Origin of the sequence: Streptomyces sp. sk2.1 (assembly GCF_008120935.1) — a bacterium.
Taxonomy (GTDB): Bacteria; Actinomycetota; Actinomycetes; order Streptomycetales; family Streptomycetaceae; genus Streptomyces.
This window is the reverse complement of the sequence record NZ_RDBO01000015.1, coordinates 80,989-103,890: the sequence shown is the minus strand read 5'-3', so window position 1 is coordinate 103,890 and position 22,902 is coordinate 80,989. Positions and strand designations below refer to the sequence as shown.

Annotated in this window: 21 protein-coding genes; 9 read left to right on the top strand and 12 right to left on the bottom strand. The window is 70.8% G+C overall.

Annotated features, from left to right (window positions below):
• The 4 genes from EAO76_RS02855 to EAO76_RS02840 all read right to left on the bottom strand — a co-directional run.
• On the bottom strand, positions 1 to 173 hold a 173-nt coding region (locus EAO76_RS02855), incomplete at its 3' end, for a transposase (protein ID WP_262375248.1).
• 191 nt (positions 174 to 364) lie between these two features.
• Positions 365 to 1,081, bottom strand: coding sequence for a hypothetical protein (locus EAO76_RS02850; RefSeq protein ID WP_148832975.1), 717 nt, complete (start codon positions 1,079 to 1,081; stop codon positions 365 to 367).
• A gap of 71 nt (positions 1,082 to 1,152) precedes the next feature.
• Complete coding sequence (locus EAO76_RS02845; protein ID WP_262375245.1) at positions 1,153 to 1,848, bottom strand: formylglycine-generating enzyme family protein; 696 nt, start codon at positions 1,846 to 1,848, stop codon at positions 1,153 to 1,155.
• A gap of 316 nt (positions 1,849 to 2,164) precedes the next feature.
• Positions 2,165 to 2,485 carry an NUDIX domain-containing protein gene (locus EAO76_RS02840; RefSeq protein ID WP_399461373.1) on the bottom strand — a complete coding sequence of 107 codons (321 nt, stop codon included), beginning with the start codon at positions 2,483 to 2,485 and terminating at the stop codon, positions 2,165 to 2,167.
• Between the two features lie 279 nt (positions 2,486 to 2,764).
• Here EAO76_RS02840 and EAO76_RS02835 point away from each other — a divergent pair, with 279 nt between their 5' ends.
• Positions 2,765 to 3,505 carry an SMI1/KNR4 family protein gene (locus tag EAO76_RS02835; RefSeq protein ID WP_148832973.1) on the top strand — a complete coding sequence of 247 codons (741 nt, stop codon included), beginning with the start codon at positions 2,765 to 2,767 and terminating at the stop codon, positions 3,503 to 3,505.
• Positions 3,506 to 3,809: 304 nt separating this feature from the next.
• On the opposite strand, the gene EAO76_RS02830 is transcribed toward EAO76_RS02835, so the two are convergent.
• Positions 3,810 to 4,997, bottom strand: coding sequence for a S1 family peptidase (locus EAO76_RS02830; protein ID WP_148832972.1), 1,188 nt, complete (start codon positions 4,995 to 4,997; stop codon positions 3,810 to 3,812).
• Between the two features lie 261 nt (positions 4,998 to 5,258).
• Positions 5,259 to 5,696 (bottom strand): MarR family winged helix-turn-helix transcriptional regulator, encoded by a 438-nt coding sequence (locus EAO76_RS02825; protein WP_148832970.1) that lies wholly within the window; start codon positions 5,694 to 5,696, stop codon positions 5,259 to 5,261.
• Between the two features lie 59 nt (positions 5,697 to 5,755).
• On the opposite strand from EAO76_RS02825, the gene EAO76_RS02820 reads away from it, so the two are divergent.
• On the top strand, positions 5,756 to 6,163 hold the full coding sequence (locus EAO76_RS02820; protein WP_148832967.1) for a VOC family protein: 408 nt from the start codon (positions 5,756 to 5,758) through the stop codon (positions 6,161 to 6,163).
• A gap of 39 nt (positions 6,164 to 6,202) precedes the next feature.
• Here EAO76_RS02820 and EAO76_RS02815 read toward each other — a convergent pair whose 3' ends face one another.
• The 3 genes from EAO76_RS02815 to EAO76_RS02805 form a co-directional block, all read right to left on the bottom strand.
• On the bottom strand, positions 6,203 to 6,754 hold the full coding sequence (locus tag EAO76_RS02815) for a glycoside hydrolase family 25 protein (protein ID WP_148832966.1): 552 nt from the start codon (positions 6,752 to 6,754) through the stop codon (positions 6,203 to 6,205).
• A 182-nt stretch (positions 6,755 to 6,936) separates the two neighbouring features.
• On the bottom strand, positions 6,937 to 8,301 hold the full coding sequence (locus EAO76_RS02810; protein ID WP_148832964.1) for a radical SAM protein: 1,365 nt from the start codon (positions 8,299 to 8,301) through the stop codon (positions 6,937 to 6,939).
• A gap of 180 nt (positions 8,302 to 8,481) precedes the next feature.
• The gene (locus EAO76_RS02805) at positions 8,482 to 9,327 is read right to left on the bottom strand and encodes a pentapeptide repeat-containing protein (RefSeq protein ID WP_148832962.1); all 846 of its coding nucleotides are present in this window, start codon (positions 9,325 to 9,327) and stop codon (positions 8,482 to 8,484) included.
• Positions 9,328 to 9,588: 261 nt separating this feature from the next.
• On the opposite strand from EAO76_RS02805, the gene EAO76_RS02800 reads away from it, so the two are divergent.
• The 6 genes from EAO76_RS02800 (at position 9,589) to EAO76_RS02775 (ending at position 17,210) form a co-directional block, all read left to right on the top strand.
• Complete coding sequence (locus EAO76_RS02800) at positions 9,589 to 10,080, top strand: hypothetical protein (RefSeq protein WP_148832960.1); 492 nt, start codon at positions 9,589 to 9,591, stop codon at positions 10,078 to 10,080.
• An 87-nt stretch (positions 10,081 to 10,167) separates the two neighbouring features.
• Positions 10,168 to 10,392, top strand: a complete 225-nt coding sequence (locus EAO76_RS02795) for a hypothetical protein (protein WP_148832957.1) — start codon at positions 10,168 to 10,170, stop codon at positions 10,390 to 10,392.
• Between the two features lie 480 nt (positions 10,393 to 10,872).
• Entirely contained in the window at positions 10,873 to 12,039 is a 1,167-nt protein-coding gene (gene rhaI, locus EAO76_RS02790; protein ID WP_148832955.1) for an L-rhamnose isomerase, read from the top strand.
• Positions 12,040 to 12,102: 63 nt separating this feature from the next.
• A complete protein-coding gene (locus EAO76_RS02785) occupies positions 12,103 to 14,148 on the top strand; it encodes a bifunctional aldolase/short-chain dehydrogenase (RefSeq protein ID WP_148832953.1) in 2,046 nt (681 codons plus the stop codon).
• A 43-nt stretch (positions 14,149 to 14,191) separates the two neighbouring features.
• Complete coding sequence (locus tag EAO76_RS02780) at positions 14,192 to 15,754, top strand: rhamnulokinase family protein (protein ID WP_148832987.1); 1,563 nt, start codon at positions 14,192 to 14,194, stop codon at positions 15,752 to 15,754.
• Positions 15,747 to 17,210, top strand: a complete 1,464-nt coding sequence (locus tag EAO76_RS02775; protein WP_148832951.1) for an L-fucose/L-arabinose isomerase family protein — start codon at positions 15,747 to 15,749, stop codon at positions 17,208 to 17,210. The genes EAO76_RS02780 and EAO76_RS02775 overlap by 8 nt, the downstream gene beginning before the upstream one ends.
• A gap of 73 nt (positions 17,211 to 17,283) precedes the next feature.
• On the opposite strand, the gene EAO76_RS02770 is transcribed toward EAO76_RS02775, so the two are convergent.
• Positions 17,284 to 18,381, bottom strand: coding sequence for an enoyl-CoA hydratase/isomerase family protein (locus tag EAO76_RS02770; protein WP_148832948.1), 1,098 nt, complete (start codon positions 18,379 to 18,381; stop codon positions 17,284 to 17,286).
• A gap of 243 nt (positions 18,382 to 18,624) precedes the next feature.
• Between EAO76_RS02770 and EAO76_RS02765 the strand changes: the two genes are divergently transcribed.
• Positions 18,625 to 20,757, top strand: coding sequence for a SpoIIE family protein phosphatase (locus tag EAO76_RS02765; protein ID WP_148832946.1), 2,133 nt, complete (start codon positions 18,625 to 18,627; stop codon positions 20,755 to 20,757).
• Between the two features lie 74 nt (positions 20,758 to 20,831).
• On the opposite strand, the gene EAO76_RS02760 is transcribed toward EAO76_RS02765, so the two are convergent.
• Both EAO76_RS02760 and EAO76_RS47250 read right to left on the bottom strand, forming a co-directional pair.
• Positions 20,832 to 21,320, bottom strand: coding sequence for a GNAT family N-acetyltransferase (locus EAO76_RS02760; protein ID WP_148832944.1), 489 nt, complete (start codon positions 21,318 to 21,320; stop codon positions 20,832 to 20,834).
• 102 nt (positions 21,321 to 21,422) lie between these two features.
• On the bottom strand, positions 21,423 to 22,847 hold the full coding sequence (locus EAO76_RS47250) for a DUF6397 family protein (protein WP_187438441.1): 1,425 nt from the start codon (positions 22,845 to 22,847) through the stop codon (positions 21,423 to 21,425).
• Positions 22,848 to 22,902 lie beyond the last annotated feature (55 nt).

Sequence of the window (22,902 nt, the reverse complement as noted above, 5' to 3'; positions counted from 1 at the left end):
GCCGCGTCCCACGGGCTGGTGGTGATGAAGTGGGCCAGGGCCTGCCGGTTGCCGTCCTCACCCAGACGGGCGGCCATCGGCTCCACCGACTTGCGCCGCCCGTCCAGCAGCAGTCCTCGCAGATAGACGGCGCCCCACCGGCGTTGATCCGCCCGCGCGAACGGCTCGAACATCTCCGCCGCGAAGTCCTCCAGATCACACCGGACCGCAGCCAACTCCTCACCCAGCACAGCCAGTCAACGACACACCCGATCAAACGGACACGCCACCGGCGAGTGAACCTGACCAAGCACTACTAGCTGTATTGCCCCGCGCGCGGATCATCGGTCGATGCCACCGGAAACAGAAAGGGGCCGGGCATGCCTCAGGAGTGGTAGAGCAACCGGACGACCATGGTGTCGGCCGGCAGGGACTCCAGGTACTCATTGAACATCCGGAGGTACTCGGGGCCGCCGCTCTCGATCCAGCGTCCGTCCAGGGTGAGCAGCGTGGGCGTGGGCAGCACCTCGGCCACCCGCTCGGCAACGAACGTCTCAAGGTCCTCGCCGAAATAAGCGACCGGGTCGTTGGCGAACTGGTCCCCGAGGGCCGGGTTCTCGACGAGGGCTCGGATGAGCGGCTGATCGGTGAACTCCTCGACGACCCGCTCGCGCGGATAGGTCACCGGGTCGGTGTGGGCCCTGGTTGCGAAGAACCCGTACGGCAGGGCCGGTGGGTAGCAGGTCGCGAACTCCTGGTACTCCTTCCACAGGACGCGGGCCCGCGCGGCGGCCTCGTCGCGGTCCACCGCGAGGTCGAGCAGACCTCGCGGCCCGCCATGGCACCTGGAGGGCGGCGGATCGACCGGCGGCTCCGTCCACTCGTCGCGGCGGACGAGCCTCGGGTCCTGCTCATGCCCGGGGAGTACGGCGAAGAGGCACCCGGCACCGGACACGAACCAGTAGTCCCACTCCCCCACCCAGTCCGGGTCGGGGTGATCCGTGCGGTTGTAGTCGAACGGGGCCATGGCCCGTCCGATGAACCGGTGGAGGTCCTCGGGGGCGCAGGGCGGGACGCAGACGGTGACGCGCTGTTTGGCCATGGCTCTGGTCTTTCGTTCGGTGCGGGGCCGACCGGGCGGGACGCTCGGACCTGGTGTCCCGCGTCCCGGATTCAGCCGCCTGTCCGGGCGAGGCGGAATCCGAGGTCGTCGATGCGGAAGGTGGGGTGGCTCTTGCGGCGGCACGATGCCCGGCAGCCCCGGGGCGGGTCGTACGCGCCACCGCCGCGGAACACTCGGTACGGACCGTAGACCCGGGGATCGTAGAGTTCCCAGCACCACTCCCACACGTTGCCGATCATGTCGTGCAGGCCCCACGCGTTGGGCGCCCGGGTCCCGATGTCATGCACCTCGCCGCCGGAGTTCCCGCGGTACCAGGCGATCTCGTCCAGTTCCCCGTAACGGACACCGGAGGTTCCGGCTCTGCACGCGTACTCCCACTCCGCCTCGGACGGGAGCCGGTAGCCATCGGCCTGCCAGTCGCAGATCACGTCCAGCCCGTCGCGGTCCTCGTCCGTCGTGTAGCAGGGCCGGAGCCCCGCCTTCCGCGAGAGGACGTTGCAGAACTCGACGGCTTCCTTCCAGGAGATGTCGGTCATCGGTGTGCGCGGCCCGGCCGAATCACCGGGCGTCCTGTCCCGAACGGCGTGATACAGCTCGCGGGTCACGGGGTACGCCGCCAGTCGGAAGGCACCGACCTCAGCTCTCCATTCCGTTCTCGTGCCCTCGTCACGCAGGACGATCTCTCCGGCGGGGATGCTCCTCATGTTCTCGACGTCCGTCTGACGGAGTACCGACTCCGGGCTCATCACCGCTCCTCATGTGCTCCGGCGCATCGGTCCGGCATGTCGTCGGACCACCGATCGTACGGAAGCGTCCGGGCTCGTGGGACGCCCATGCTTCTTCCTCTCGGAGCGCCGACGATACAGGCAGGCATGCCGTCGTTCGTCCGGCTCCAACACGATTGTTCAGCAAGGGTGTTGGAGGGTGCGTACCGGGCGGCGGTCGGGGTTCCCGGGCCTTCCCCGAAGCTGACGGGCTGACGGGCTGACGGGCTGACGGGCTGACGGGCTGACGGGTCCAGCAGGCCCGGTACGGCTTCGGCCGCGGGCGTCCGGCGGCTGTTCACGCACCGCCGTTGGCCGGAGTGCCCCAGCGGGGGTCGACATGGCCCAGCCAGGCGTCCTGCCCGTCGGCGAGCGGGCGCTCCAGGGGAAGCGGGAGAAGGTGGCAGGCGAACGTGAAGCCCGCGTCCGCTCCGTCTCCCCCGACACGGTGGTCCCATGCGTCGGCGGTCTTCACCGGCGCTCGGAGGAGGAAAAACGTGGTCCTCCGCGGCTGCCCGGTCTCGGGGTGCGGTTTGTCCTCCACGGCGATCCGCCGGATCACCTCGGCGGCCGACAGGCCGGTTTCCTCGGTGACTTCTCGCAGAACGGCCTGTTCCAATTCTTCGTCGGGACCGACCCCTCCGGGGGAACCCGGGTCCCGGCCGCCGGCATCCCGACGTGGTCGAACACCAGCACTTCGGGAACCGTACGCTCCCTGGTCACGTACGCGGCGACGCGGATCCTCGGGGCAGGCATGGCCCCATTCTTCCTCACCGCCACCGCAGAACACCGTCGGCCATCGGCACCGACCCCTGCTCGTGGTCGGTGACCGGACGCCACCGGCATGCCGCCCAATGCACGGCGGAATGCCCTTATCAGGTCGATGTACAGTCACCGCATGGAATACCAGTTCGACATGGTTCAGTCGCTCGCTTCCGTTGTTCACGGCGACGGGGCGGGCGGCATCCGGGAGTTCGTCCGCGGTTTCGCGGCGCACTGGACAAAGCCGCTCGGTGACGAGGACGGCCTGCCCGAGGCCGATCTCGTGGCGGCCGAGGAGAGGTTGGGCCTCCGACTGCCTCCGGCGCTGCGGGAGGCGTACCTGCTGTTCGGCCGCCGCACGGATCTCACCAGGAACCACGACACCCTGCTCGGCCCGTCCGAACTGTACGTGGACAGCGGCCAGGAGGCCCTGGTCTTCCGGCACGAGAATCAGGGAGCCGTCTCCTGGGGTGTCCTCCTCGAAACGCTGGGAGAGGAGGACCCTGCCGTGTTCGTCCGGGCGAATCTGGCCGACAAGAGCGCCGAGCAGTGGGAACCCTGGCTGGACCGGCTCTCCCTGGCGCTCGTCGAGACCATTCTCTCGGAGTCCGTACAGGCGGATGACGAACTCTGCGACTTCCTGACGGACTTCGACGAACACGGCGTCGAGCTGCTGGAGCAGAGGTGTGTCCGGCTCCCCTTTCCCGCCTACCCGGCCTGCGAGAAAGAGCCCGGCATCCGCTGGTTCCTCGGCCCGGACGCCCTGCTCCGCGACGACGACGGGGCGGCCCTTTACGCCCGGGGCCGGATCGAGGAAGCCCTCGACGGCATCCGTGACCTGATCCCGGGCGACTGGCTGAACGACTTCCGTGAGTGATGTCATGCCGGGCGACCGGTAGTGAGACGGCGCTCGCCCGTTCCCGCCCCGGGCCGGAGCCGAATGTTCCTGTCCGGGGCGGCATCGCTCGGTTCCTGTCCGGGACGGTGCGCGGCAGTTACGTCCACGGCGGCGGCACTCTCCGGTTCCCGACCGGTGGCCGAAGCCCTTGCCCGACCTCTCGGGCGTCACACCCTCCGCCTGCGGCAGGGGCCTGCCGCAGGGGCGGTAAAACCCGTGCCGTCGCGGGCCACCGGGCCCACGCGTGGGCCTGCCCGGCCGGGCGGGCCCACGCGTACCGTCGTCAGGCCGTGTGCAGTGTCAGCCCGTACCGGTTCAGGATCTCGTTGATCGGCTGGTGCCAGGTCTCCCCGCCGCCGGAGCAGTTGCCCCAACCGCCCGAGGTGACCCCTTGGGCCTGGTCCCCGCTGATGAAGGAACCGCCGGAGTCACCCGGCTCGGCGCAGACGCTCGTCTTGGTCATCTGGTGGACGGCGCCCTGGCTGTAGTTCACGGTTTCGTTCTTGGCCAGCACGTTGCCGCAGTGCCAGTGGGTCGTGGACCCGGAACGGCATATCGAGGCGCCGACGGGTGCCTCCGCGGAGCCCCGTACCAGCTGGTCCGAGACGGTGCCCCAGCCCAGGACGACAGGAACGGTCCACCAGCCGTTGCCCACGCCGACCCAGGCGTAGTCGTTGTCGGGGAAGGACGACCCCTGGAAGTTGCCGATGGCCGACCGGTCCCATCCGCTGACCGCCGCGCCCGCCTGGCCGCAGTGTCCCGCCGTGACGAATCCGCCGTGCACGGAGAAGCCGATGGAGCACCGGACGTTGCCCGTGTAGTAGGGGTCGCCGCCCACCGTCCCGGCGGCGAAGGTCCTGGGTGCCTCGGGCGTCCGCTTCACCAGGACGGGGCCGGCCTCCCGAGCCTTGGCGACGAACGCGCGGACATCGTTGTCATCCTGCGCCGAGGCGACGATGCCGACGACGACCCGGTTCGCTTTCGGATCGACGTGCCAGCTGCTGACACCGGTCGGTGCGGACATCGCGTCGATCCGGGCCTTGGTCGCGTCGAGCTGTCGGGCGCTGTTGCGCACCACCCGGGCGGACGTGCCCGCCGCTTCCACGGCCCCGACCCTCCGGCCGTCGGTGACGGCCACGTTGAGCTTGCCCGTGGCCGGATCGAACCAGGAGCCGGCGTACGACGATCCTGCCACCCGTTGCGCCTTGCCCTGCACGGCGGTCGCGGTCTTCTCCGCGGACAGTCGCGCCCTGGCCTGGCTTTCCGTCAGGCCGAGGTCCCTCCGCATGGCGGAGAGCAGGCCGGTGGACGCCGGTTCGTCCATGGCCTCGGCACGAGAGGCGTTGGAGGAATCGGAGGTATTGGAGGTCTGGTCCACGGCGACGGGCGAGGCCGATGCCGTGGCGAGTCCCACGGTCGCCCAGGCTCCGACGACGAGCGTGGCGGCCAGACTCGCACGCAGCGCGGTCATGTGTCTCAAGGGAGTGGCCCTTCTGTTGTTCCGGCATGGTGGGGGAGGAACAGGGGCATGTGAGAGGCCTCGACTGAGAGCGCTCTCAGGAGATGCCGCAACGGACTGTAACGCAGCTCGCTCATCAGGTCCATGCCAATGGACAGGTTCCGGAACCCCGGCCGCGGCGATACGGAACCCGGCCCGACACGACCGCCCGGAGGATTCCCCCACCTCGTCGAACGCGGGCCGCGGTCGGTGTGCCGACCGCGGCCCGCCGATTCACGTGCAGGCGTGGGTGTGAACCCGCCTCAACAGCGCCGCCAGCTGGTCCTGTTCACGCCGGTTCAAGGGGGCGAGCAGTTCCTTCTGCACGGCCAGCGCCTCGGCCTGGAGTTCGGAGAGCACCTCACGGCCGGCCGGGGCGAGGGTGACGGTCACCCGGCGGCGGTCGTCGACGTCCCGGGCCCGGTCGACGAATCCGGCCACCGCGAGGTCATCCACGATCTTGACGATGTCGCTCCGGTCGATCCCGAGTCGGGACGCCAGCTCCCGCTGCACATGGGGGCCGAAATCGGCCAGCGCCGACAGGACGGCCATGTGCCAGAGCCGCAGCCCGCGCTCGGCCAGCCGCGCCGCCAGCCGACCGCGCGCCGCCTTTCCGGTCTTGGACATCAGATAGGTCGTAAGTCCCAGGAGGCTGGGCGGGGTCTCACTCATTGACACCATCTTAGGCATACACCAATGATGGGTTCGCACCTACTATTCTGGAGTGGTTCATGGATGCCCTTCACCCTCGTCTGCTGGTGAGCGCGTTCGCCGCCTGCTTCCGTTTCTACGACGGTCTGCTGCCGGCCCTGATCGGAGCGGGCCGGACCAGTGGCGGCGAGTCCGGTCCGTACGCGCACTGGGACGTCGATGGCCAGGGGGTACTGGCACTCTTCGACCGCGGCGCGATGGCCGCCGTCACCGGTACCGCCGGGCTGCCGGCTGCGGTGCCGCCCGCCCAGGACCGGTCGATGTTCGTCTGCCGGGTGCCCGATGTCGACGCCGGGCTGGCCCTGTGCATGGAGCACGGGGCCACACCGGTCGCCGGGGCGTGCGACCGGCCGGACTGGGGTCCGGGGCTCCGTACCGCGCACGTACGCGACCCCGAGGGCCACCTCATCGAGTTGCAGTCCTACTGAACGGCCCCGGACCACACGCCCGCGCGTCCTGTCCGGCGGCTATCCCCGGGCCCAGTCGCGCATGGCGCTCCGCGAGGCGAAGGCGGCGACGTCCTTGTCGAGCGGCTGGTCGGTGTACTGGTGGATGCGCCAGGACGCCTCGATCCTCGGCTTCCCGGCGGTCACGTAGTCGGCGATCCAGAGACCGTCCCCCGCGTACGAGGTGGTGTCGTGGTTCAGCCAGAAGTGGCGGTTGCAGTACAGCAGGACCTTGTGATGGGGCCTCAGGCGTTTGACCTCGCGGATGAAGCTGTCCTTCTCCGCGTTGCTCGCCCTCGTGCCCTCGCCGTTCTCCTCCCAGTCCACCGCGAGCAGATCGCCCGCCTTCTCCGGAGCCTTGCTCACGAAGTACTCCGCCTGGGCCTTGATGTTCCCCGGCCAGAGAAAGTGGTAGAAGCCGACCACGCATTCCGCGTCCCGGGCACGCTTCACCTGTTCCGCGAGGCGTGGATTGATGTACGAACGGCCCTCGGTGGCCTTGATGAGGACGAAGTCCAGCCCGTCCGTATTGAAGGACGGCTGATGGGAACTGACGTCGACGCCATGCAGCATGGGCACCGCCTTCCACTGACCCTGGTGGTTCCGGTTCTCTTCCTGTAGGTGCCCGCCGCCGCTCGTTCCCATCCTCCGGGTGAACAGGCGAATCGTTTTGCCATCGCTGCTGTCCATCGCCGTCCACTGCCGTCCACCGCCGGGCCCGATCGGACCGGGCCCGGCGGACGGTCCGTTCGGCGTTACCGCTCGTCGTCCATAGCTGCCGGGAGGCTGTCCATGAAGGAGCTGACGGAGAAGACCGCGCGCCCGGGTCCGGGCGGGCCGTAGCCGGGGGGCGAGCTGAGCCCGTACTCCTCCATCGTCGCGCGGTAGGCGTCCAGCAGGCGGATGTGGTACTCCAGCGGCGCTCCGTCCGGGTTGGTCTTCCCGAGCGGGGTGGTGGGTTCCGGGCACCAGGTGGTGAACCGCGGGGTGATGCCGTGCGACATGAAGAAGCGCAGGCCCTCGGTCGTCGAGGCGATGGCCTCGTCCACGGTGGTGAAGCCGAAGGGCGCAGCCATCTCCACACCGGCGACGAAGTTGGGAATGACGTTCCGGGCGCCGAAGACCTCGGCGGAGTCCAGGATGCGGCGGTGCCACTCGTCGCGGCCCACGTAACGCTCCTTGCCCGGGCAGTAGAGCTCGAACAGCCTGCGGTCCCACACCTCGTAGTTGGGGTGGTAGATCTGCACGCCGTAGTCGTGGAAGCGCTGCACGTCGGCCTTGGGCAGGGCCTGGGCGACGACCTTGCCGATCCAGCGGCCGGGGAAGCGCTCCTCGATGGCCTTGGCGTACTGACCGTAGAAGTCGGCCTCGTCACGGCCGCCGATGTGGGAGGTGATGGCGCCGCCGGTGAGCGTGTAGGCCGTGGAGGTCTTCGCGGTGTCGTACTTGTCGATGATGGCCAGCGCCTCCAGGACCTCCTCGACCGGCTTCACCCCGGTGTACGGACGGCCCGCCGCCTTGTGCTGGCGCCAGTTGTGGTTGATGTCGCAGTACTGGCACTCCTCCTTCGCCCCGAAGTACTGGCAGACCCGGAAGACCGTCAGGTACACGAGGTAGCCCCACTGGATGGTGGGTGCCACCTCCATCACGGACTTGCCGTTCTCCAGGGTGTGGCGGTAGTAGTCCGGCATGGGCGGCAGGCCCACGTCGGAGATCCGCCGGCCGTCGAGGTACAGCCCGAGCACGCCGTCCTCGTCGGCCGCGACCCGGTAGGGAGACGCGGGGTTGACCCGTACCGACACCACGGTCCTGCGCAGGTCGTACGGACCGCCGGTGAGCACGATCTCCTCCGGCGGACGGCGGAGCGCGGCCGCGCCGAGCTCGGGGAGCGTGCCGTGGTCGAACGAGAAGATGAAGTACGACTTCGGCTTGACGTCGCCGTCCTCGTTGTCGCTGAGCGCGGATTCGTCGAACGCCACGCCGCCGCGCAGGAGGTCTTCCTTGATGACGGCTTCCCGGGGAACGTGCGGGAACTGCTCCATGAGCCGCTCCACCAGGCGGGTGCGGCTCCCGTCCCGGTGGCTCGTCTCGGTGCGGCTGCGGTCGGTACTGCTGGGCATGTGCGGGACTCCTCGGTCCGGTCGGCGACGGCGCTCCGGGTACGCCACACAGTGCAACGAATCAGGCACGTCGGCAGTGCCCCGCCGTGCCGGTCGATTCGTTCCGGTGACGCGGGCGTGATGCCCGGTCACCGGCTCGCGGTCCGGATCGCCCGCCGTCGACGGTACCCGCCGCGATGCTCACCCGGTCCAGTGGGCGGGGCGGTCGAGGGATCGCGGGAGCTTCGTCGCCGCGTCGCCCCTGGCCGCGTTGAGCTGGGACTGGGTGAGGAAGAGGCTCCCGGTGAGGTCCGCACCGGACAGGTCGGCGTCCCGGAAGTCGGCGCCGATCAGGTCGGCCAGACGGAGGTCGGCACCGGTGAGGTCCGCCGCGATCAGGTACGCGCCCCTCAGGTCGGCGCCCCTCAGGTCGGCGCCGCGCAGCCTGGCCCCGATCAGGTCGGCGCCTCGGCGGTGTCGCTTCTTCCCGCGCGGTGCCGTCGCCCGTACGAGTTCGCTGGTGCGGAGCAGGAGCCGGGCCGCCTCGTCGCGGTGACCGGACACGTCGAGGCCCGCGAGATCGTCCGCGGGAAGGCGGGTGAGGCGTTCCGTGGCGTCGAGGGTGCGCCGGAGGTCACCCCTCAGGGACCGCGCCGGCTCCAGGGACAGCGCCTCCGTGAGGTACCAGAGGAGTTCGTGGAGTTGCCGCATCACCGGGAACACCTGGAACATCCGCCGGGCGGTCTGCGGCGCGGAGCGCCAGTCCAGTCCGCCGAAGGTCTCTCCGGAGACCTTCTGACCGGCCCCGAAGCAGTCGTACACGGTGCAGCCGGGAAAGCCCTGCGTCCGCAGCCGGGTGTGGATCCCGCAGCGGAAGTCCTCCTGGAGGTTGCGGCAGGGCTCCCCCGCGTCCTTGTCGATCGCGAAGTCCGCGGACCGGGTCAGGGTCAGCGCGACGCAGCACAGCCCGAAACAGTTCGCGCAGTCGGCGCGCAGCCCGGCACGGTCGATGGGGGCGGCGCCGGGGCCTTGGACGTTGTCGGGCACAGTGCGTGAATCCTCTGGGGTACGGAGCTGTCGGGCGTTCGAGCCTATCGGGCCATGTCACCCGCGCACACCGATTTCATGATCGGCTGCATGCGTCGGGCCGTCGTGGGCCGGTTCCGGGACGGTGCGTCACATGGCGTGCGCGGTCCCCCGTCCCGTCAGGGCGAGCCGTTGCCACGGCGGCCGGGACGCGGTGCCCGGGTCGTTGTCAGTGGGGCGGCGCACACTGTCGGCAGTACCGCACGGGCGAAGGGGGCACTGATGGGCACCGAGCACGAGACCGGGTTCGAACCGGCCACCGGGGACGGTCCGGCGGCTCCCGCACCGGACCCGGGGCGCGCGGCTTCGGTGCGGACGGCGTTCGAGGGGATGCTGCAGATCCGCCGGCTGACGAACACCGGGCACGTCGCCCCGGAGGGCGTACCCGCGTCCTGGGAGACGCACCGACCGGTGCGGGCCGTGGCCATCGCCCTGGAGGCGTCGGGCCTGACCCCCTCGGCCGTCGACGGATCGGGCAGCCGTACCGCGACCGGGTACCGCCTGGAGCGGGGCGAGGCGCCGGGCGGTGTCCGTGTCGAATGGCTCGGTCCGCCCGGCAGCGGGGCGGCCCATTCGGAGGTAGACGGGCTGAACCGGTGTGCGGCGGTGCTGCGGGAGTTGGGCTGGACGGTACTGCTGTACCGGGGAGCCCGCCGCCGAAGATTCCTGGAGGTGGAACCGCCGCCCGGCGCCCGGCGGCCGAACGGCCGCTAGTGGGCATCCGCGCGTCGCCGCGGCGGGCGTTGTCGGACCCATGGGGGATGCTGGTGCGTCCGACACCTCTGACCGGGAGATGCTGAGATGCGCGATGCCGAACTCGCCGCGGCCCAGGCCTACGTCCGACTACTGGAGGCCACTCGGGCCGCGCTCGCGGATCCGGACGACGGTCCTCTGTACGTGCCGTTGCTCGCCTCGCCGATCGCGGAGGCCGACGGCGCACTGCGGCGGGCGGGTCTGTGCGGCAACGAGTCCCGTTTCTTCGACCTGGTGCGTGCGCTCCGCCCGAGCATGCCCGGCGGTCACTGACCGGGCCCGTAGGTCAGTCCCTCCGCCAACCCGTACCGGGCCCGCCGGTCGGCCCTTCCGGCAGGCGACACCGCGCCCGCGTCATCCCCGGTACGCCGCTCCCGGCGATCACCGACCTGTCGTCGCGTCCGGCGACCGGTGGGCGCCGTCGTCCTCGGGCGTCGCGAGGCCCTCTTCACCCGGCCGCCCCGATGCGTCACCATGCTGTGGGCGAGTCGGCGGACCGAGCACTCCCGGGCGCTGCTCCGAGGATGCTCACGACCTGCCGCCCCGCGCCGGCCCCACCCGTCGGGACGATCAGCGCCTCCCCGATGCGCACGCTTCCGCGTGCACGGTGAATTGATTCAGGACAGAAGAACAACCCGACCAGCCGATTGACCAGAACCATGGGAGAACCTACCGTACGACCGAACTGAAACGATTCATATGCTCTTCGGTCCGACCGCCTCCCGGTCGCCGGATACCCCTTGCGAGGTACTCATGTCCGATGTGTCGACCGTCAAGGAAGCCCTGAAGTCCCAAGTGATCGAGACGCCCTCATGGGGCTACGGGAACTCCGGGACGCGTTTCAAGGTGTTCGCGCAACCGGGGGTTCCGCGCGATCCGTTCGAGAAGCTGGAGGACGCGGCGCAGGTGCACGCGTTCACGGGCGTGGCGCCGAAGGTGTCCCTGCACATCCCGTGGGACAAGGTCGAGGACTACGCCGCGCTGAACCGGCACGCCGGGAGTCTCGGCGTGCGGATCGGCGCGATCAACTCCAACGTCTTCCAGGACGACGACTTCAAGCTCGGTTCGGTCACCCACCCCGACCCCGCGGTGCGCCGGAAGGCCACCGACCACCTGCTGGAGTGCGTCGACATCATGGACGAGACCGGGTCCCCCGATCTCAAGCTCTGGTTCTCCGACGGCACCAACTATCCGGGGCAGGACGACATCGTGGCCCGGCAGGACCGGCTCGCCGAGGCGCTGGCCGAGGTCTACGAGCGCCTCGGCGACGACCAGCGGATGCTGCTGGAGTACAAGCTCTTCGAGCCCGCGTTCTACACGATGGACGTGCCGGACTGGGGCACGGCGTACGCGCACTGCCTGAACCTCGGGCCGAAGGCCCAGGTGGTCGTGGACACCGGGCACCACGCACCGGGCACCAACATCGAGTTCATCGTGGCGTTCCTGCTGCGTGCCGGGAAGCTCGGCGCGTTCGACTTCAACTCCCGGTTCTATGCCGACGACGACCTGATGGTCGGGGCCGCCGACCCGTTCCAGTTGTTCCGGATCATGCACGAGGTGGTCAGGAACGGCGGTCTGAGGCCCGAGACGAACGTCAACTTCATGCTCGACCAGTGCCACAACATCGAGGCAAAGATCCCGGCCGTGATCCGGTCGGTCGCCAATGTGCAGGAGGCGACCGCCAAGGCGTTGCTGGTCGACTCGACGGCGCTGGAGGCGGCACAGCGGTCCGGTGACGTGCTGGCGGCGAACGGCGTCCTGATGGACGCCTACAACACCGACGTCCGTCCGCTGCTCGCCGAGGTGCGTGAGGAACTCGGCCTGGCCGGGGACCCGTTCGCCGCGTATCTGGCCTCCGGCAACCAGGAGCGGATCGCCGCCGCCCGGGTCGGCGGCGAGCAGGCCGGCTGGGGCGCCTGACCCCTCCCCCGTACGTCCGACCCGTTCCGTGCTTCTCCCTCCTCCGGACCGCAAAGGAATTCCATGACCTCCGCGACGCATCCCGAAGTCGCCGCGCTGCTGGAGCGCGCCCACCGCATCGGCTCCGATCCCCGCAACACCAACTACGCCGGCGGCAACGCCTCGGCCAAGGCCACCGCGATCGATCCGGTCACCGGTCGCGAGACCGAACTGCTGTGGGTGAAGGGGTCCGGGGGCGATCTCGGCACCCTGACCGAGGCGGGTCTCGCCGTCCTGCGCCTGGACCGGGTGCGTGCGCTCGAGGACGTGTATCCGGGGGTGGAGCGCGAGGACGAGATGGTGGCGGCGTTCGACTACTGCCTGCACGGCAGGGGCGGAGCCGCTCCGTCCATCGACACGGCGATGCACGCCCTGGTCGGGGCCGCGCACGTCGACCATCTGCATCCGGACTCGGGCATCGCGCTGGCGTGCGCCGCCGACGGCGAGAAGCTCACGGCGGAGTGCTTCGGCGACAAGGTGGCCTGGGTGGGCTGGCGCAGGCCCGGTTTCCAGCTCGGCCTGGACATCGCCGCGGTCAAGGAGGCGAACCCGCGGGCCGTCGGCGTGATCCTGGGCGGGCACGGCATCACGGCCTGGGGCGAGACGTCCCAGGAGTGCGAGCGCAACGCCCTCTGGATGATCCGCACCGCCGAGGCGTTCCTGGAGGAGCGCGGCAGGGACGAGCCGTTCGGTCCCGTGTGGGCGGGCCGGGAGCCGCTGGCCGAGGAGCGGCGCCGGGAGCGTGCGGCGGCGCTCGCCCCGTTGATCCGCGGGCTGGTCTCCACCGACCGTCCGCAGGTGGGTCACTTCACGGATGCGGAACCGGTGTTGGACTTCCTCGCCCGCACCGGGCATCCGCGGCTCGCCGCGCTCGGCACCTCGTGCCCGGACCATTTCCTCCGTACGAAGGTCCGGCCGCTGGTTCTCGACCTGCCCGCGGACGCCTCGCCGGACGAGGCCGAGGCGCGGCTGCGGGAACTGCACGCGGAGTACCGGGAGGAGTATCGCGCCTACTACGAGCGGCACGCCTCCCCCGGCTCCCCGGCGATGCGCGGTGCGGACCCGGCGATCGTGCTGGTGCCCGGGGTCGGCATGTTCTCCTTCGGCAAGGACAAGCAGACGGCCCGGGTCGCCGGGGAGTTCTACCTCAACGCCATCCAGGTCATGCGTGGCGCCGAGGCCGTCTCCTCGTACGCCCCGATCGAGGAATCCGAGAAGTTCCGGATCGAGTACTGGGAACTGGAGGAGGCCAAGCTGCGCCGGATGCCGGGGCCCATGCCCCTGGCAACCCGGGTGGCGCTGGTCACGGGCGCGGGGTCCGGCATCGGCAGGGCCATCGCGCACCGGCTGGTCTCGGAGGGGGCGTGTGTCGTCGTCGCGGACCGCGACGCCGAGAACGCCGCCTCGGTGGTGCAGGAGCTCGGCGGGCCCGACGCGGCCGTCGCGGTGACGGTCGACGTGACCGACGAGCAGCAGATCGTCGCCGCCTTCGGGGCCGCCGCGCTCGCGTTCGGCGGTGTGGACCTCGTCGTGAACAATGCCGGGATCTCCGTCTCGAAGCCGCTGCTGGACACCACCGCGCAGGACTGGGACCTCCAGCACGACATCATGGCGCGCGGCTCGTTCCTGGTGTCGCGGGAGGCCGCCCGGATGATGCGGGTCCAGGACCTCGGCGGCGACATCGTCTACGTCACGTCGAAGAACGCGGTGTTCGCGGGCCCGAACAACATCGCCTACTCGGCCACCAAGGCCGACCAGGCCCATCAGGTGCGACTGCTGGCGGCCGAGCTGGGCGAGCACGGGATCCGGGTCAACGGTGTCAACCCCGACGGTGTGGTGCGCGGTTCGGGAATCTTCGCCTCGGGCTGGGGCGCCCAGCGCGCGGCCACGTACGGCATCGAGGAGGAGAAGCTCGGGGAGTTCTACGCCCGGCGCACGCTCCTCAAGCGCGAGGTGCTCCCGGAACACGTGGCCAACGCCGTCTTCGCGCTGACGGGCGGCGACCTCACGCACACGACGGGGCTGCACATTCCCGTCGATGCCGGTGTGGCCGCGGCGTTCCTGCGATGACCCGCGCCGCCGCCCCAACCGGAAGGAGGTCGCCGTGTCCGTGATGTCAGGGAGCGGGGCGGTCTTCGCCGCCGTGGACCTCGGTGCGACCAGTGGCCGGGTGATCACCGGCCGGGTGGGGCCCGGAGAGCTCGTGTCGGCCGAGGCGCACCGTTTCCCCAATACGCCGGTCCGTCTGCCGGACGGGCTGCGGTGGGACGTGCTCGCCCTGTACCAGGGGATGCTGGACGGGTTGCGGGCCGTCGCCCGCACGGGTCCGGTCGCCTCGGTCGGCATCGACACCTGGGCGGTCGACTACGGCCTCCTCGACTCCGACGGGGCGCTGCTGGGGCTGCCGTTCCACTATCGCGACGGCCGTAACGCCGAGGCCGCCCGCCGGGTGCTGGCCGAGTGCGACGGGCGGGAACTGTACGCCGTCGGCGGGTTGCAGCAGCTGCCGTTCAACACGGTGTTCCAGTTGGCCGCTCACCGTACGAGCGCCCAGTGGGAAGCGGCGCGGACGGTGTTGCTGATCCCCGATCTGCTGACGCACTGGTTGACGGGATCGGTGGGTGCGGAGATCACCAACGCGTCGACGACCGGTCTGTTCGACGCGTCCGCCGGGACCTGGTCCGATGCGCTGATCGGCCGGCTGGGGCTGGACCGTTCGTGGTTCCCGCCGCTGCGCGAGCCCGGTGATCCTGCCGGGACGCTGCTGCCTCACGTCGCCGAGTACACTGGTCTGCCCGCCGGGACGCCGGTGACGGCCGTCGCCTCGCACGACACCGCTTCGGCGGTCGCCGCGGTGCCCGCGACGGAGCCGGGGTTCGCGTACCTCTCCTGCGGCACGTGGTCGTTGGCGGGGCTCGAACTGACGGCCCCGGTCCTGACCGAGGAGTCCCGGGCGGCGAACTTCACCAATGAGCGCGGGGTGGACGGCACCATCCGCTACCTCCGCAACGTCATGGGGCTGTGGCTGCTGGAGGAGTGCCGTCGGACGTGGGACCGGCAGGGCGTCTCCCCGGGGCTGGACCGGCTGCTCGCGGAGGCGGCCCGGGCCCGGCCGTTCGCCGCGGTGATCGATCCGGACGACGAGGCGTTCCTCGCCCCGGGCGACATGCCGGCGCGCATCGACGCCCACCTCGTGCGGACCGGGCAGGCGCCGCCGGACGGTCCCGGCGGGTACGTGCGCTGCGTGCTGGAGAGTCTGGCGCTGGCCCATCGCAGAACGCTGCGCCTGGCCGCCGCCCTCGCGGGGCGGGAGCCGGTCCGGATCCATCTCGTCGGCGGGGGTTCGCGCAACGCGCTGCTGTGCCAGTGGACCGCGGACGCCACCGGACTCCCCGTCACTGCCGGTCCCGCCGAGGCGACCGCGCTCGGCAACATCCTGTTGCAGGCCCGTGCCCACGGGCTGGTGGGGGGCCTCGACGACATGAGGCGGCTCGTGGCCCGGACCCAGGAATTGCGCCACTACACCCCGCGGGGCGATCAACGGGCGTGGGACCGGGCGGCCGCACGGCTGGAGCCGGTCCGAGCGCCCGGTGTCCCGCCCTCGACAGCGGTCCGGGCGCCCACGGGGGCGGACCGGACCCGGTACGGAAGACGGAGGAAGGAAACCCATGGCTGACGTCCCGCCCGCTGTGCCGGGCTCCGCACTCACCCGCGTCACGCGCCGTCCTACCCGTGTGGGTCTGGTCTCCGGCGGACTCGGCGCGTACTGGCCGCAGTTCCCGGACCTCCTGGAACGGTTGCGGGAGTCCGCGCGCTTCGTGACCGAACGGTTCGAGGAGATGGACTGCGAGGTCGTCGACGCCGGCTTCGTCTCCGATCCGCAGGAGGCCGCCGGGGCGGCCGGGAAGCTGCGCGCGGCCGACTGCGACATCGTCGTGACGTTCCTGACGACGTATCTCACGGCCTCGATGGTCCTGCCCATCGCCCAGCGCGCCCATGCTCCGGTGCTGGTCATCGATCTCCAGCCGACCGAGGCGATGGACCACGCGAACACGGACACGGGGGCGTGGCTGGCCTACTGCGGTCAGTGCCCGCTGCCGGAGATCGCCAATGTGTTCCGGCGCGGGGGAATCCCCTTCCGGTCCGTATCGGGCCATCTGCGCGACGAGAACGCCTGGAACAGGATCCGCCGCTGGATCCGTGCCGCCCGGGTGCGCGGGGTGCTGCGCCACGGACGGCACGGTCTGATGGGCCACCTCTACCCCGGCATGCTCGACGTGTCCACCGACATGACGCTGGTCTCCACCCGATTCGGCGGGCACGTCGAAGTTCTCGAGTTCGACGATCTGCGGGTCCGGGTCGCCGCCGTGACGGACGCGGTCGCCGCCGAACGCGTCGCGCTGGCGCGTACGGTCTTCACGCTCGACGGTTCCGTCGACGAGGGCGATCTGGCGTGGGCGGCCCGGGTCTCGGTCGGGCTGGACCGGCTGGTGGAGGATTTCGGGCTGGACAGCCTCGCCTACTACCACCGCGGTCTGGAGGGCGAGATCCACGAGCGGCTCGGCGCCGGGATGATCCTGGGCGCTTCACTGCTGACCGCGCGCGGCGTCCCGATGGCCGGGGAGTACGAGCTGCGCACCAGCCTGGCCATGCTGGTCGCCGACACCCTGGGGGCGGGTGGCTCCTTCACCGAGTTCCAGGCCCTCAATTTCCGGGACCGGGTCGTCGAGATGGGCCATGACGGTCCCGCCCATCTCGCGATCAGTTCCGGGGACCCGCTGCTGCGCGGGCTCGGTGTCTACCACGGCAAGCGCGGCTGGGGCGTCAGTGTGGAGTTCGATGTCGAGCACGGTCCGGTCACCACGTTCGGCATCGGTCAGGAGGCCGACGGCACCCTCACCTTCATCGCGTCCGAGGGGGAGGTCGTGCCGGGGCCGCTGCTGGAGATCGGCAACACCACGTCCCGGGTCGACTTCGGCTTCGATCCCGGCGAGTGGACGGATGCCTGGTCCGCGACGGGGGTCGGCCATCACTGGACGCTGTGCACCGGCCACCGCGCCAAGGACCTCAGGGCGGCGGCCGGGCTCCTCGGCGTGCCCTTCCGTGTGGTGGACGGCCCGGGGGAACTCTGAATCCGTAGGTGCTCCGGGGTGGGTCCGTCATGTCGCGGCGGCCCCGCCCCGGCTGCGGGCGGTCCGTACCGGCTCAGTGCTCCGTCGGGGAACCGGCGGTCGGGTCCGCCTGCCGGCCGGGGGCCAGGCCGAGTTCCTGGTCGCCCAGCGGGGCGAAGAAGAGCGCCACGTCGGCGTCGGTGACGTCGGCGAGGGCCGCCGGGCTCCACCGCGGGGAACGGTCCTTGTCGATGATCTGGGCCCGCACGCCCTCCACCAGATCGGGCCTGGTGAAGGCGGTGCACGAGGTGCGGTATTCCTGGTCCAGCACGGCTTCCAGGTTGCCGAGCCCGCGGGCCCGGCGCAGCGCGGCGAGGGTCACCTTGAGTGCGGTGGGCGACTTGGCCAGGATCGTCCCGACGGCCTGTTCGGCGGCGGGGACGCCGCTGCTGAGGAGCCGGTCGACGATCTCCTCGACCGTGTCGGCCCGGTAGCAGGAATCGATCCACTCCCGGTGTTCGGCCAGCTCACCGACCGGTGCGGGCGAGGCGTACCGCAGCACCGTCTTCTCGATCTCCGTGGCCGTGCCGCAGCCGGCGAGGTCCGTGACGAGTGCGGTGAGGTGGTGCGACGGGACGAAGTGGTCGGCGAGCCCGCACAGCAGCGCGTCGCCGGGACCGGCCGCCTCCGCGGTGAGGGCCAGGTGGGTGCCCAGTCCACCGGGTGCCGCGGCGAGGAGGTGCGTTCCGCCCACGTCGGGGACGAATCCGATTCCGGTCTCGGGCATGGCGACGCGTGAGCGTTCGGTGACGACGCGGACGTCCCCGTGGGCCGAGACGCCGACGCCGCCACCCATCACGATGCCGTCCATGATCGCGACGTACGGCTTGGGGAAGCGGGCGATGCGGGCGTTGAGCCGGTACTCGTCGCGCCAGAAGCCCGTCGACGCGTCGTTCCCGGCGCGGGCGTCCTCGTAGATGGACCGGATGTCGCCGCCCGCGCAGAGGCCGCGTTCGCCCGCTCCGGTGATCAGGACGGCGGTGACGGAGTCGTCGTGTTCGGCCTCGGCGAGCGCTTCGTCGATGCGTGCCACCATGACGTGGTTCAGCGCGTTGAGGGCGCGTGGACGGTTGAGCGTGATGTGCCGGACGCGTCCCTCGGTGTGCAGCAGAACGGGATCCTCGTGGTTCATGAATGCGCTCCGGTCAGCCCCTGTGCCGTATCGACCGCAGATCGCGGACGATCTTCCGCTGCCATTCTGCGGGGGTGGGCTCCGGCCCGGGACGGCAGGGGTGCCGGAGGCGCCGGGTGCGGTGCCCGGGCCGGATTCCGCCGGGCATCCGCTGTGGCAGCCTGCCGGAACCGGTTCGACAATTGAGACACCTGGCACGGGCCGCGCCGCCCGGCGGCCCAGTCCGGCGACCTCGGAGCAGGAATGACCGATCACGACCAGCAACCGAGCAGATCCGTCCCGCCCCGCCTGCTGATCGACCGGACGCACAACGGCGAGACCGCAACGGCTCAGCGGCTTGCCATGAACCGGACGGGCAGTTTCGAGTGGAACGTGGGGGCCGATGCGCTCGACATCGACGAGGCCGGGCTGCTGGTGTTCGGTCTGGACCCCCAGACCTTCGACTCGCGGCCCGAGACCGTGATGGAGCGGCTCGAACAGTCGGAGCGGACCCGCCTCGAAGTGGCGATCGACGAGGCGATCAAGAGCGGGCGCAGTTCGTACAGCGTGCACTTCCGGGTGCCGCTGGACAACGGCAAGGACCAGTGGACCCACATCCAGGCCCGAATACTGCGCGCCGAGGACGGTCAGGTGGAGCGGATCATCGGGGTGGTGCAGGACGCCACCGCCGAGGTCACCCATTCGGCCTTCGTGCTGGATCTGGAGAAGCGTAGGCAACGCCAGACCAGTATCGTTGAACGCACAACGAGTGCCTTGTCGCGGGCGGTGACCGTGGACGACGTGACCGCGTCGCTCACCGGGCCGGGCGGGCTCGCCCGGCTCGGCGCGGACGGGCTCTCGCTCGGGCTGGTCGAGAACACCTCGATGAACGTCATCGCGCTGAGCGGCGATTCGGCGGAGGCGATCGACGCGGTCCGGTCCGCGGGCCTGGACCGTGATTTTCCGCTGGCCGACGCGACCCTGAGTGGTCGGCCCAGGTTCCTGACCTCGGTCTCCGCGCTCGTCCACCGCTACCCGGTACTGGCACCCCATGCCGGCCGGATGGAGTTCCGTGCCGCCGCCTATCTGCCGCTCGTGGCCCAGGCGCGCTCCCTGGGCACCCTGGCGCTCTTCTACCGCGAAAGAACGACCTTCAACGCGGACGAGCGCAATCTGTGCCTGGGGCTGGCCGCCATCGTCGCCCAGTCCCTGCAGCGCGCGAAGCTCTTCGACGAGGAGCGCGAGTTCGCCACCGGCCTCCAGTCCGCGATGCTGCCGAGGCGGATCCAGGAGATCGAGGGCGGCGAGATCGCCGTGCGCTACCACTCGGCCTGGAGCGGCCGGCAGGTCGGCGGCGACTGGTACGACGTGATCGCACTGCCCAAGAACCGGTTCGGGATCGTGGTCGGTGACGTGCAGGGCCATGACACGCATGCCGCCGCCACCATGGGGCAGCTGCGCATCGCCCTGCGCGCGTACGCCGCCGAGGGGCACTCGCCGTCGACGGTGCTGGCGCGGGCCTCGCGCTTCCTCTCCGAGCTGGACACGGACCGCTTCGCGACCTGCACGTACGCCCAGGTCGATCTGGCGTCGGGGACCGTGCGGGTGGTCCGCGCCGGGCATTTCGGGCCGCTGATCCGGCACACGGACGGCCGGGTCGGCAGCCCTCAGGTACGGGGCGGTCTGCCGCTGGGCATCTCGACCGACTTCGGGGACGAGGAGTTCCCCGAGACCCGGCTCGACCTGGTGCCGGGCGAGACCCTCGTCCTGTACACCGACGGTCTGGTGGAGGAGCCGGGGGCCGACATCGACTCGGGCGTCCGTACGTTGATCAATGAGGTGAGCGCGGGGCCGGCGGGCGCCCAGGCACTGGCCGACCATCTGTCGGAGCGACTCTGGGAACGCTGGGGTTCGGGGGACGACGTGGCCCTCCTGGTGCTCCGGCGCAGCCCGGATCCCGGATCGCCGCGGGCGCCGCGGCTGCACCAGTACATCCACCAGGCCGACCCGGAAGGGCTCTCCGACGCCCGTACCATCGTGCGCCAGGCCCTGACCGACTGGGACATGGCCGAGCTCGCCGACGACGCGGAGCTGGTCACCGGCGAGTTGCTGGTGAACGTCCTGCTGCACACGGAGGGCGGGGCGGTGCTCACTCTGGAGGTGCTGCCGGAGCCCGTCCGCCGGGTCCGGCTGTCCGTGCAGGACCGCTCCAGCGCCTGGCCGAGGCGTCGCAGCCCCGGCGAGACCGCGACGTCGGGACGGGGGCTGCTGCTCCTGGATGCCGTCGCCACCCGCTGGGGGATCGAGCCCCGCGGGGAGGGCAAGGCGGTCTGGTGCGAGATCGGTCCCCCGGTACCGCCCGTGTCCACCACTCGGCCCGCGGCGGAACCCGTGTGACGCACCGTTCGCCCCGATCCGACCCGGGCGGGCCGGAGGACGGGGCTGCGGTCGCGTCGGAGACGGCGGTGCGTTCAGAGGCGCCGGTGCATGATGTGCAGCCCGACCAGCCCGCGCTCCGGGTGGTTGAACCCCTCCGGCAGGGTTCCCAGGATCTCGAAGCCCAGCGACTGGTAGAGCCGGACGGCGTGAGTGTTCGTCTCCACGACCGCGTTGAACTGCATGGCCCGGAACCCCGCCTCGCGGGCCCACTCCAGGGTGTACTCGCACAGGGCCCGGCCCACCCCCCGCCCCGAGTGCTCGGGGTCGACCATGTAGCTGGCGCTTCCGATGTGCGAGCCGTTGCCCATGTGGTTGTTGTTCATCTTGGCCGTGCCGAGGATCGTCCCGTCGTCGTCGACCGCGACAACCGTGCGGTTGGGGGACTTGAGGAGCCACCAGGATTCGGCCTCCTCCTCGCCGAGGTCGAGAGGGTAGGTGAAGGTCTCGCCCGCGGCGACGATTTCGTGGAAGAACGGCCAGATGGCGGGCCAGTCCTCGGTGGTGGCTTCCCTGATCAGCATGGCAGCCAGAATGCCCGTACCGATCTTCGTCCGCGACCTGTTTTCCCACCCGCCGCGAGCCATCTGCCTGCGTGAGCAACGATTTCATCCCCTTTCGCCCCATCACGCGCCGTGCGGCGCACGGCCCGGGCCGGGTCGCCGGCCGCGCCCGGCCCCGGACGCGCGCCTGCGCAGGCGGAACCTGGCGAGCAGGCCGGACGCGGGCCCCACCACGCCCACCGGAGCCGCCCCCGGAGCAGGTGTCGTCGCGCGCCCGGACACCGGATCCGGTCCGGGCACCGAGCCATGCACCGAAAGCCGACCGGACACCGCGACCGGGCCGGGCTCCGGTTCCGGTTCCGGTCCGGACGCCAAAGCCGGGCCCGGCACCGCAACCGGGCCAAGGACCGGAATCGAGCGCGTGTCCGACGCCGGGAGCGTGCCGGGTACCGCGGTCGGATCGGACGGCGCGGCCAGGTCCGAGACCGGTGTTCGATCCGGTGCCGGTACCGGGCCAAGGCTGCGAAAAGGGTCCGGCATCGGTGCCTGATCGGGCATGACCGCCGCAGGCTCCGCCTCGACGGCGGGCTCAGGACCCCGTTCGGGATCCGGATCGGTCTCCGGGCCGAAGCCGGGTCCGGCTTCGAAATCCGCGTCGGTTTCGGGTCGGTGTTCCTGCCTCGGGGCGGGGAAGGGGCTGGGGCGAGGACTCCATCCGGCGTCCGGGCGCGGAGCCGGGCGGGCCTCCCGGGCGTTGTCCAGCTCCATGATCAGGCCGACCCGCCGCCACAACATCTCGTCCGGTTCGTCGGCCCGCATCAGCTGCGCCACGGTTTCCCGGGCGGACGGCGACGACGTCGGCGCGAAGGCCGGTTCCGGCCGGATCCTGGCGAGGTAGGCGCGTTCGTACGGGTCGTCGACCACCTCCGCCAACTGCACCGGATCCAGCGTCTCGGCGACCACCGCCGCCCGTGCCCAGGGGTCCTCCGCGAGGTGCAGCAGCCGCTCGACCCGGCGTGAACGCCAGTTCCGCGCGCGGTGGTCGGCTCCTTCCGCCAACCGGTCCCGCACCCAGGCCGGGCTCCTGCCCGTCAGGAGTTCGGGTTGCCCGGCGGCGAACCCGGCGAGCTCCTCCGCGAGGTAGAGCCAGACGACCACCCGGTACCGGTTGACGTAGAGCGCGATCGGGGTGAGGCATCCGGCACGGGCGAGCCGGGTGAAGCGGTCGGGGCCGATGCCCAGTAATTGGGCCCCTTCCGCGGTCCCCACCGTGCGCGCCTTTTCCCGCAGAGCTTCCGGGAACCCGTCCTGGGACCGGAGCCGTTGGACCTCCGCATGGTCGACCCTGGGCCTTCCGCCGCCCTGTCGCACCGTCAGCCGGATCAGTCCCAGATGCACCGCGATGGCGAACTCACCGCGCTTCAGCAGGAGTTCCCGCGCGGCCGTGCCCATGGCCATCGTGTGCGCGGTACCGGCGTCGGTGCCGGTGTCCGTGCCCATGTCCCGCGCGCCGCCGGTGCCCGTGCGCACGCCTTCGGTAACAGTCATGACGCTCTCCCCCGTGAGGATCGATCACTCTCCGTGACCACCGTAACGCGGAAGA

Coding starts and splice junctions, on each gene's coding strand:
- EAO76_RS02835 (WP_148832973.1), top strand. CDS start 2,765: ATGGAATACCAGTTCGACATGGTTCAGTCGCTCGCTTCCGTTGTTCAC.
- rhaI (WP_148832955.1), top strand. CDS start 10,873: ATGTCCGATGTGTCGACCGTCAAGGAAGCCCTGAAGTCCCAAGTGATC.
- EAO76_RS02810 (WP_148832964.1), bottom strand. CDS start 8,301: ATGCCCAGCAGTACCGACCGCAGCCGCACCGAGACGAGCCACCGGGAC.
- EAO76_RS02845 (WP_262375245.1), bottom strand. CDS start 1,848: ATGAGCCCGGAGTCGGTACTCCGTCAGACGGACGTCGAGAACATGAGG.
- EAO76_RS02815 (WP_148832966.1), bottom strand. CDS start 6,754: ATGCTGCATGGCGTCGACGTCAGTTCCCATCAGCCGTCCTTCAATACG.
- EAO76_RS02765 (WP_148832946.1), top strand. CDS start 18,625: ATGACCGATCACGACCAGCAACCGAGCAGATCCGTCCCGCCCCGCCTG.
- EAO76_RS02760 (WP_148832944.1), bottom strand. CDS start 21,320: ATGCTGATCAGGGAAGCCACCACCGAGGACTGGCCCGCCATCTGGCCG.
- EAO76_RS02770 (WP_148832948.1), bottom strand. CDS start 18,381: ATGAACCACGAGGATCCCGTTCTGCTGCACACCGAGGGACGCGTCCGG.
- EAO76_RS02795 (WP_148832957.1), top strand. CDS start 10,168: ATGCGCGATGCCGAACTCGCCGCGGCCCAGGCCTACGTCCGACTACTG.
- EAO76_RS02825 (WP_148832970.1), bottom strand. CDS start 5,696: ATGAGTGAGACCCCGCCCAGCCTCCTGGGACTTACGACCTATCTGATG.
- EAO76_RS02800 (WP_148832960.1), top strand. CDS start 9,589: ATGGGCACCGAGCACGAGACCGGGTTCGAACCGGCCACCGGGGACGGT.
- EAO76_RS02820 (WP_148832967.1), top strand. CDS start 5,756: ATGGATGCCCTTCACCCTCGTCTGCTGGTGAGCGCGTTCGCCGCCTGC.
- EAO76_RS02850 (WP_148832975.1), bottom strand. CDS start 1,081: ATGGCCAAACAGCGCGTCACCGTCTGCGTCCCGCCCTGCGCCCCCGAG.
- EAO76_RS02780 (WP_148832987.1), top strand. CDS start 14,192: ATGTCAGGGAGCGGGGCGGTCTTCGCCGCCGTGGACCTCGGTGCGACC.
- EAO76_RS02775 (WP_148832951.1), top strand. CDS start 15,747: ATGGCTGACGTCCCGCCCGCTGTGCCGGGCTCCGCACTCACCCGCGTC.
- EAO76_RS02830 (WP_148832972.1), bottom strand. CDS start 4,997: ATGACCGCGCTGCGTGCGAGTCTGGCCGCCACGCTCGTCGTCGGAGCC.
- EAO76_RS02785 (WP_148832953.1), top strand. CDS start 12,103: ATGACCTCCGCGACGCATCCCGAAGTCGCCGCGCTGCTGGAGCGCGCC.
- EAO76_RS47250 (WP_187438441.1), bottom strand. CDS start 22,847: ATGACTGTTACCGAAGGCGTGCGCACGGGCACCGGCGGCGCGCGGGAC.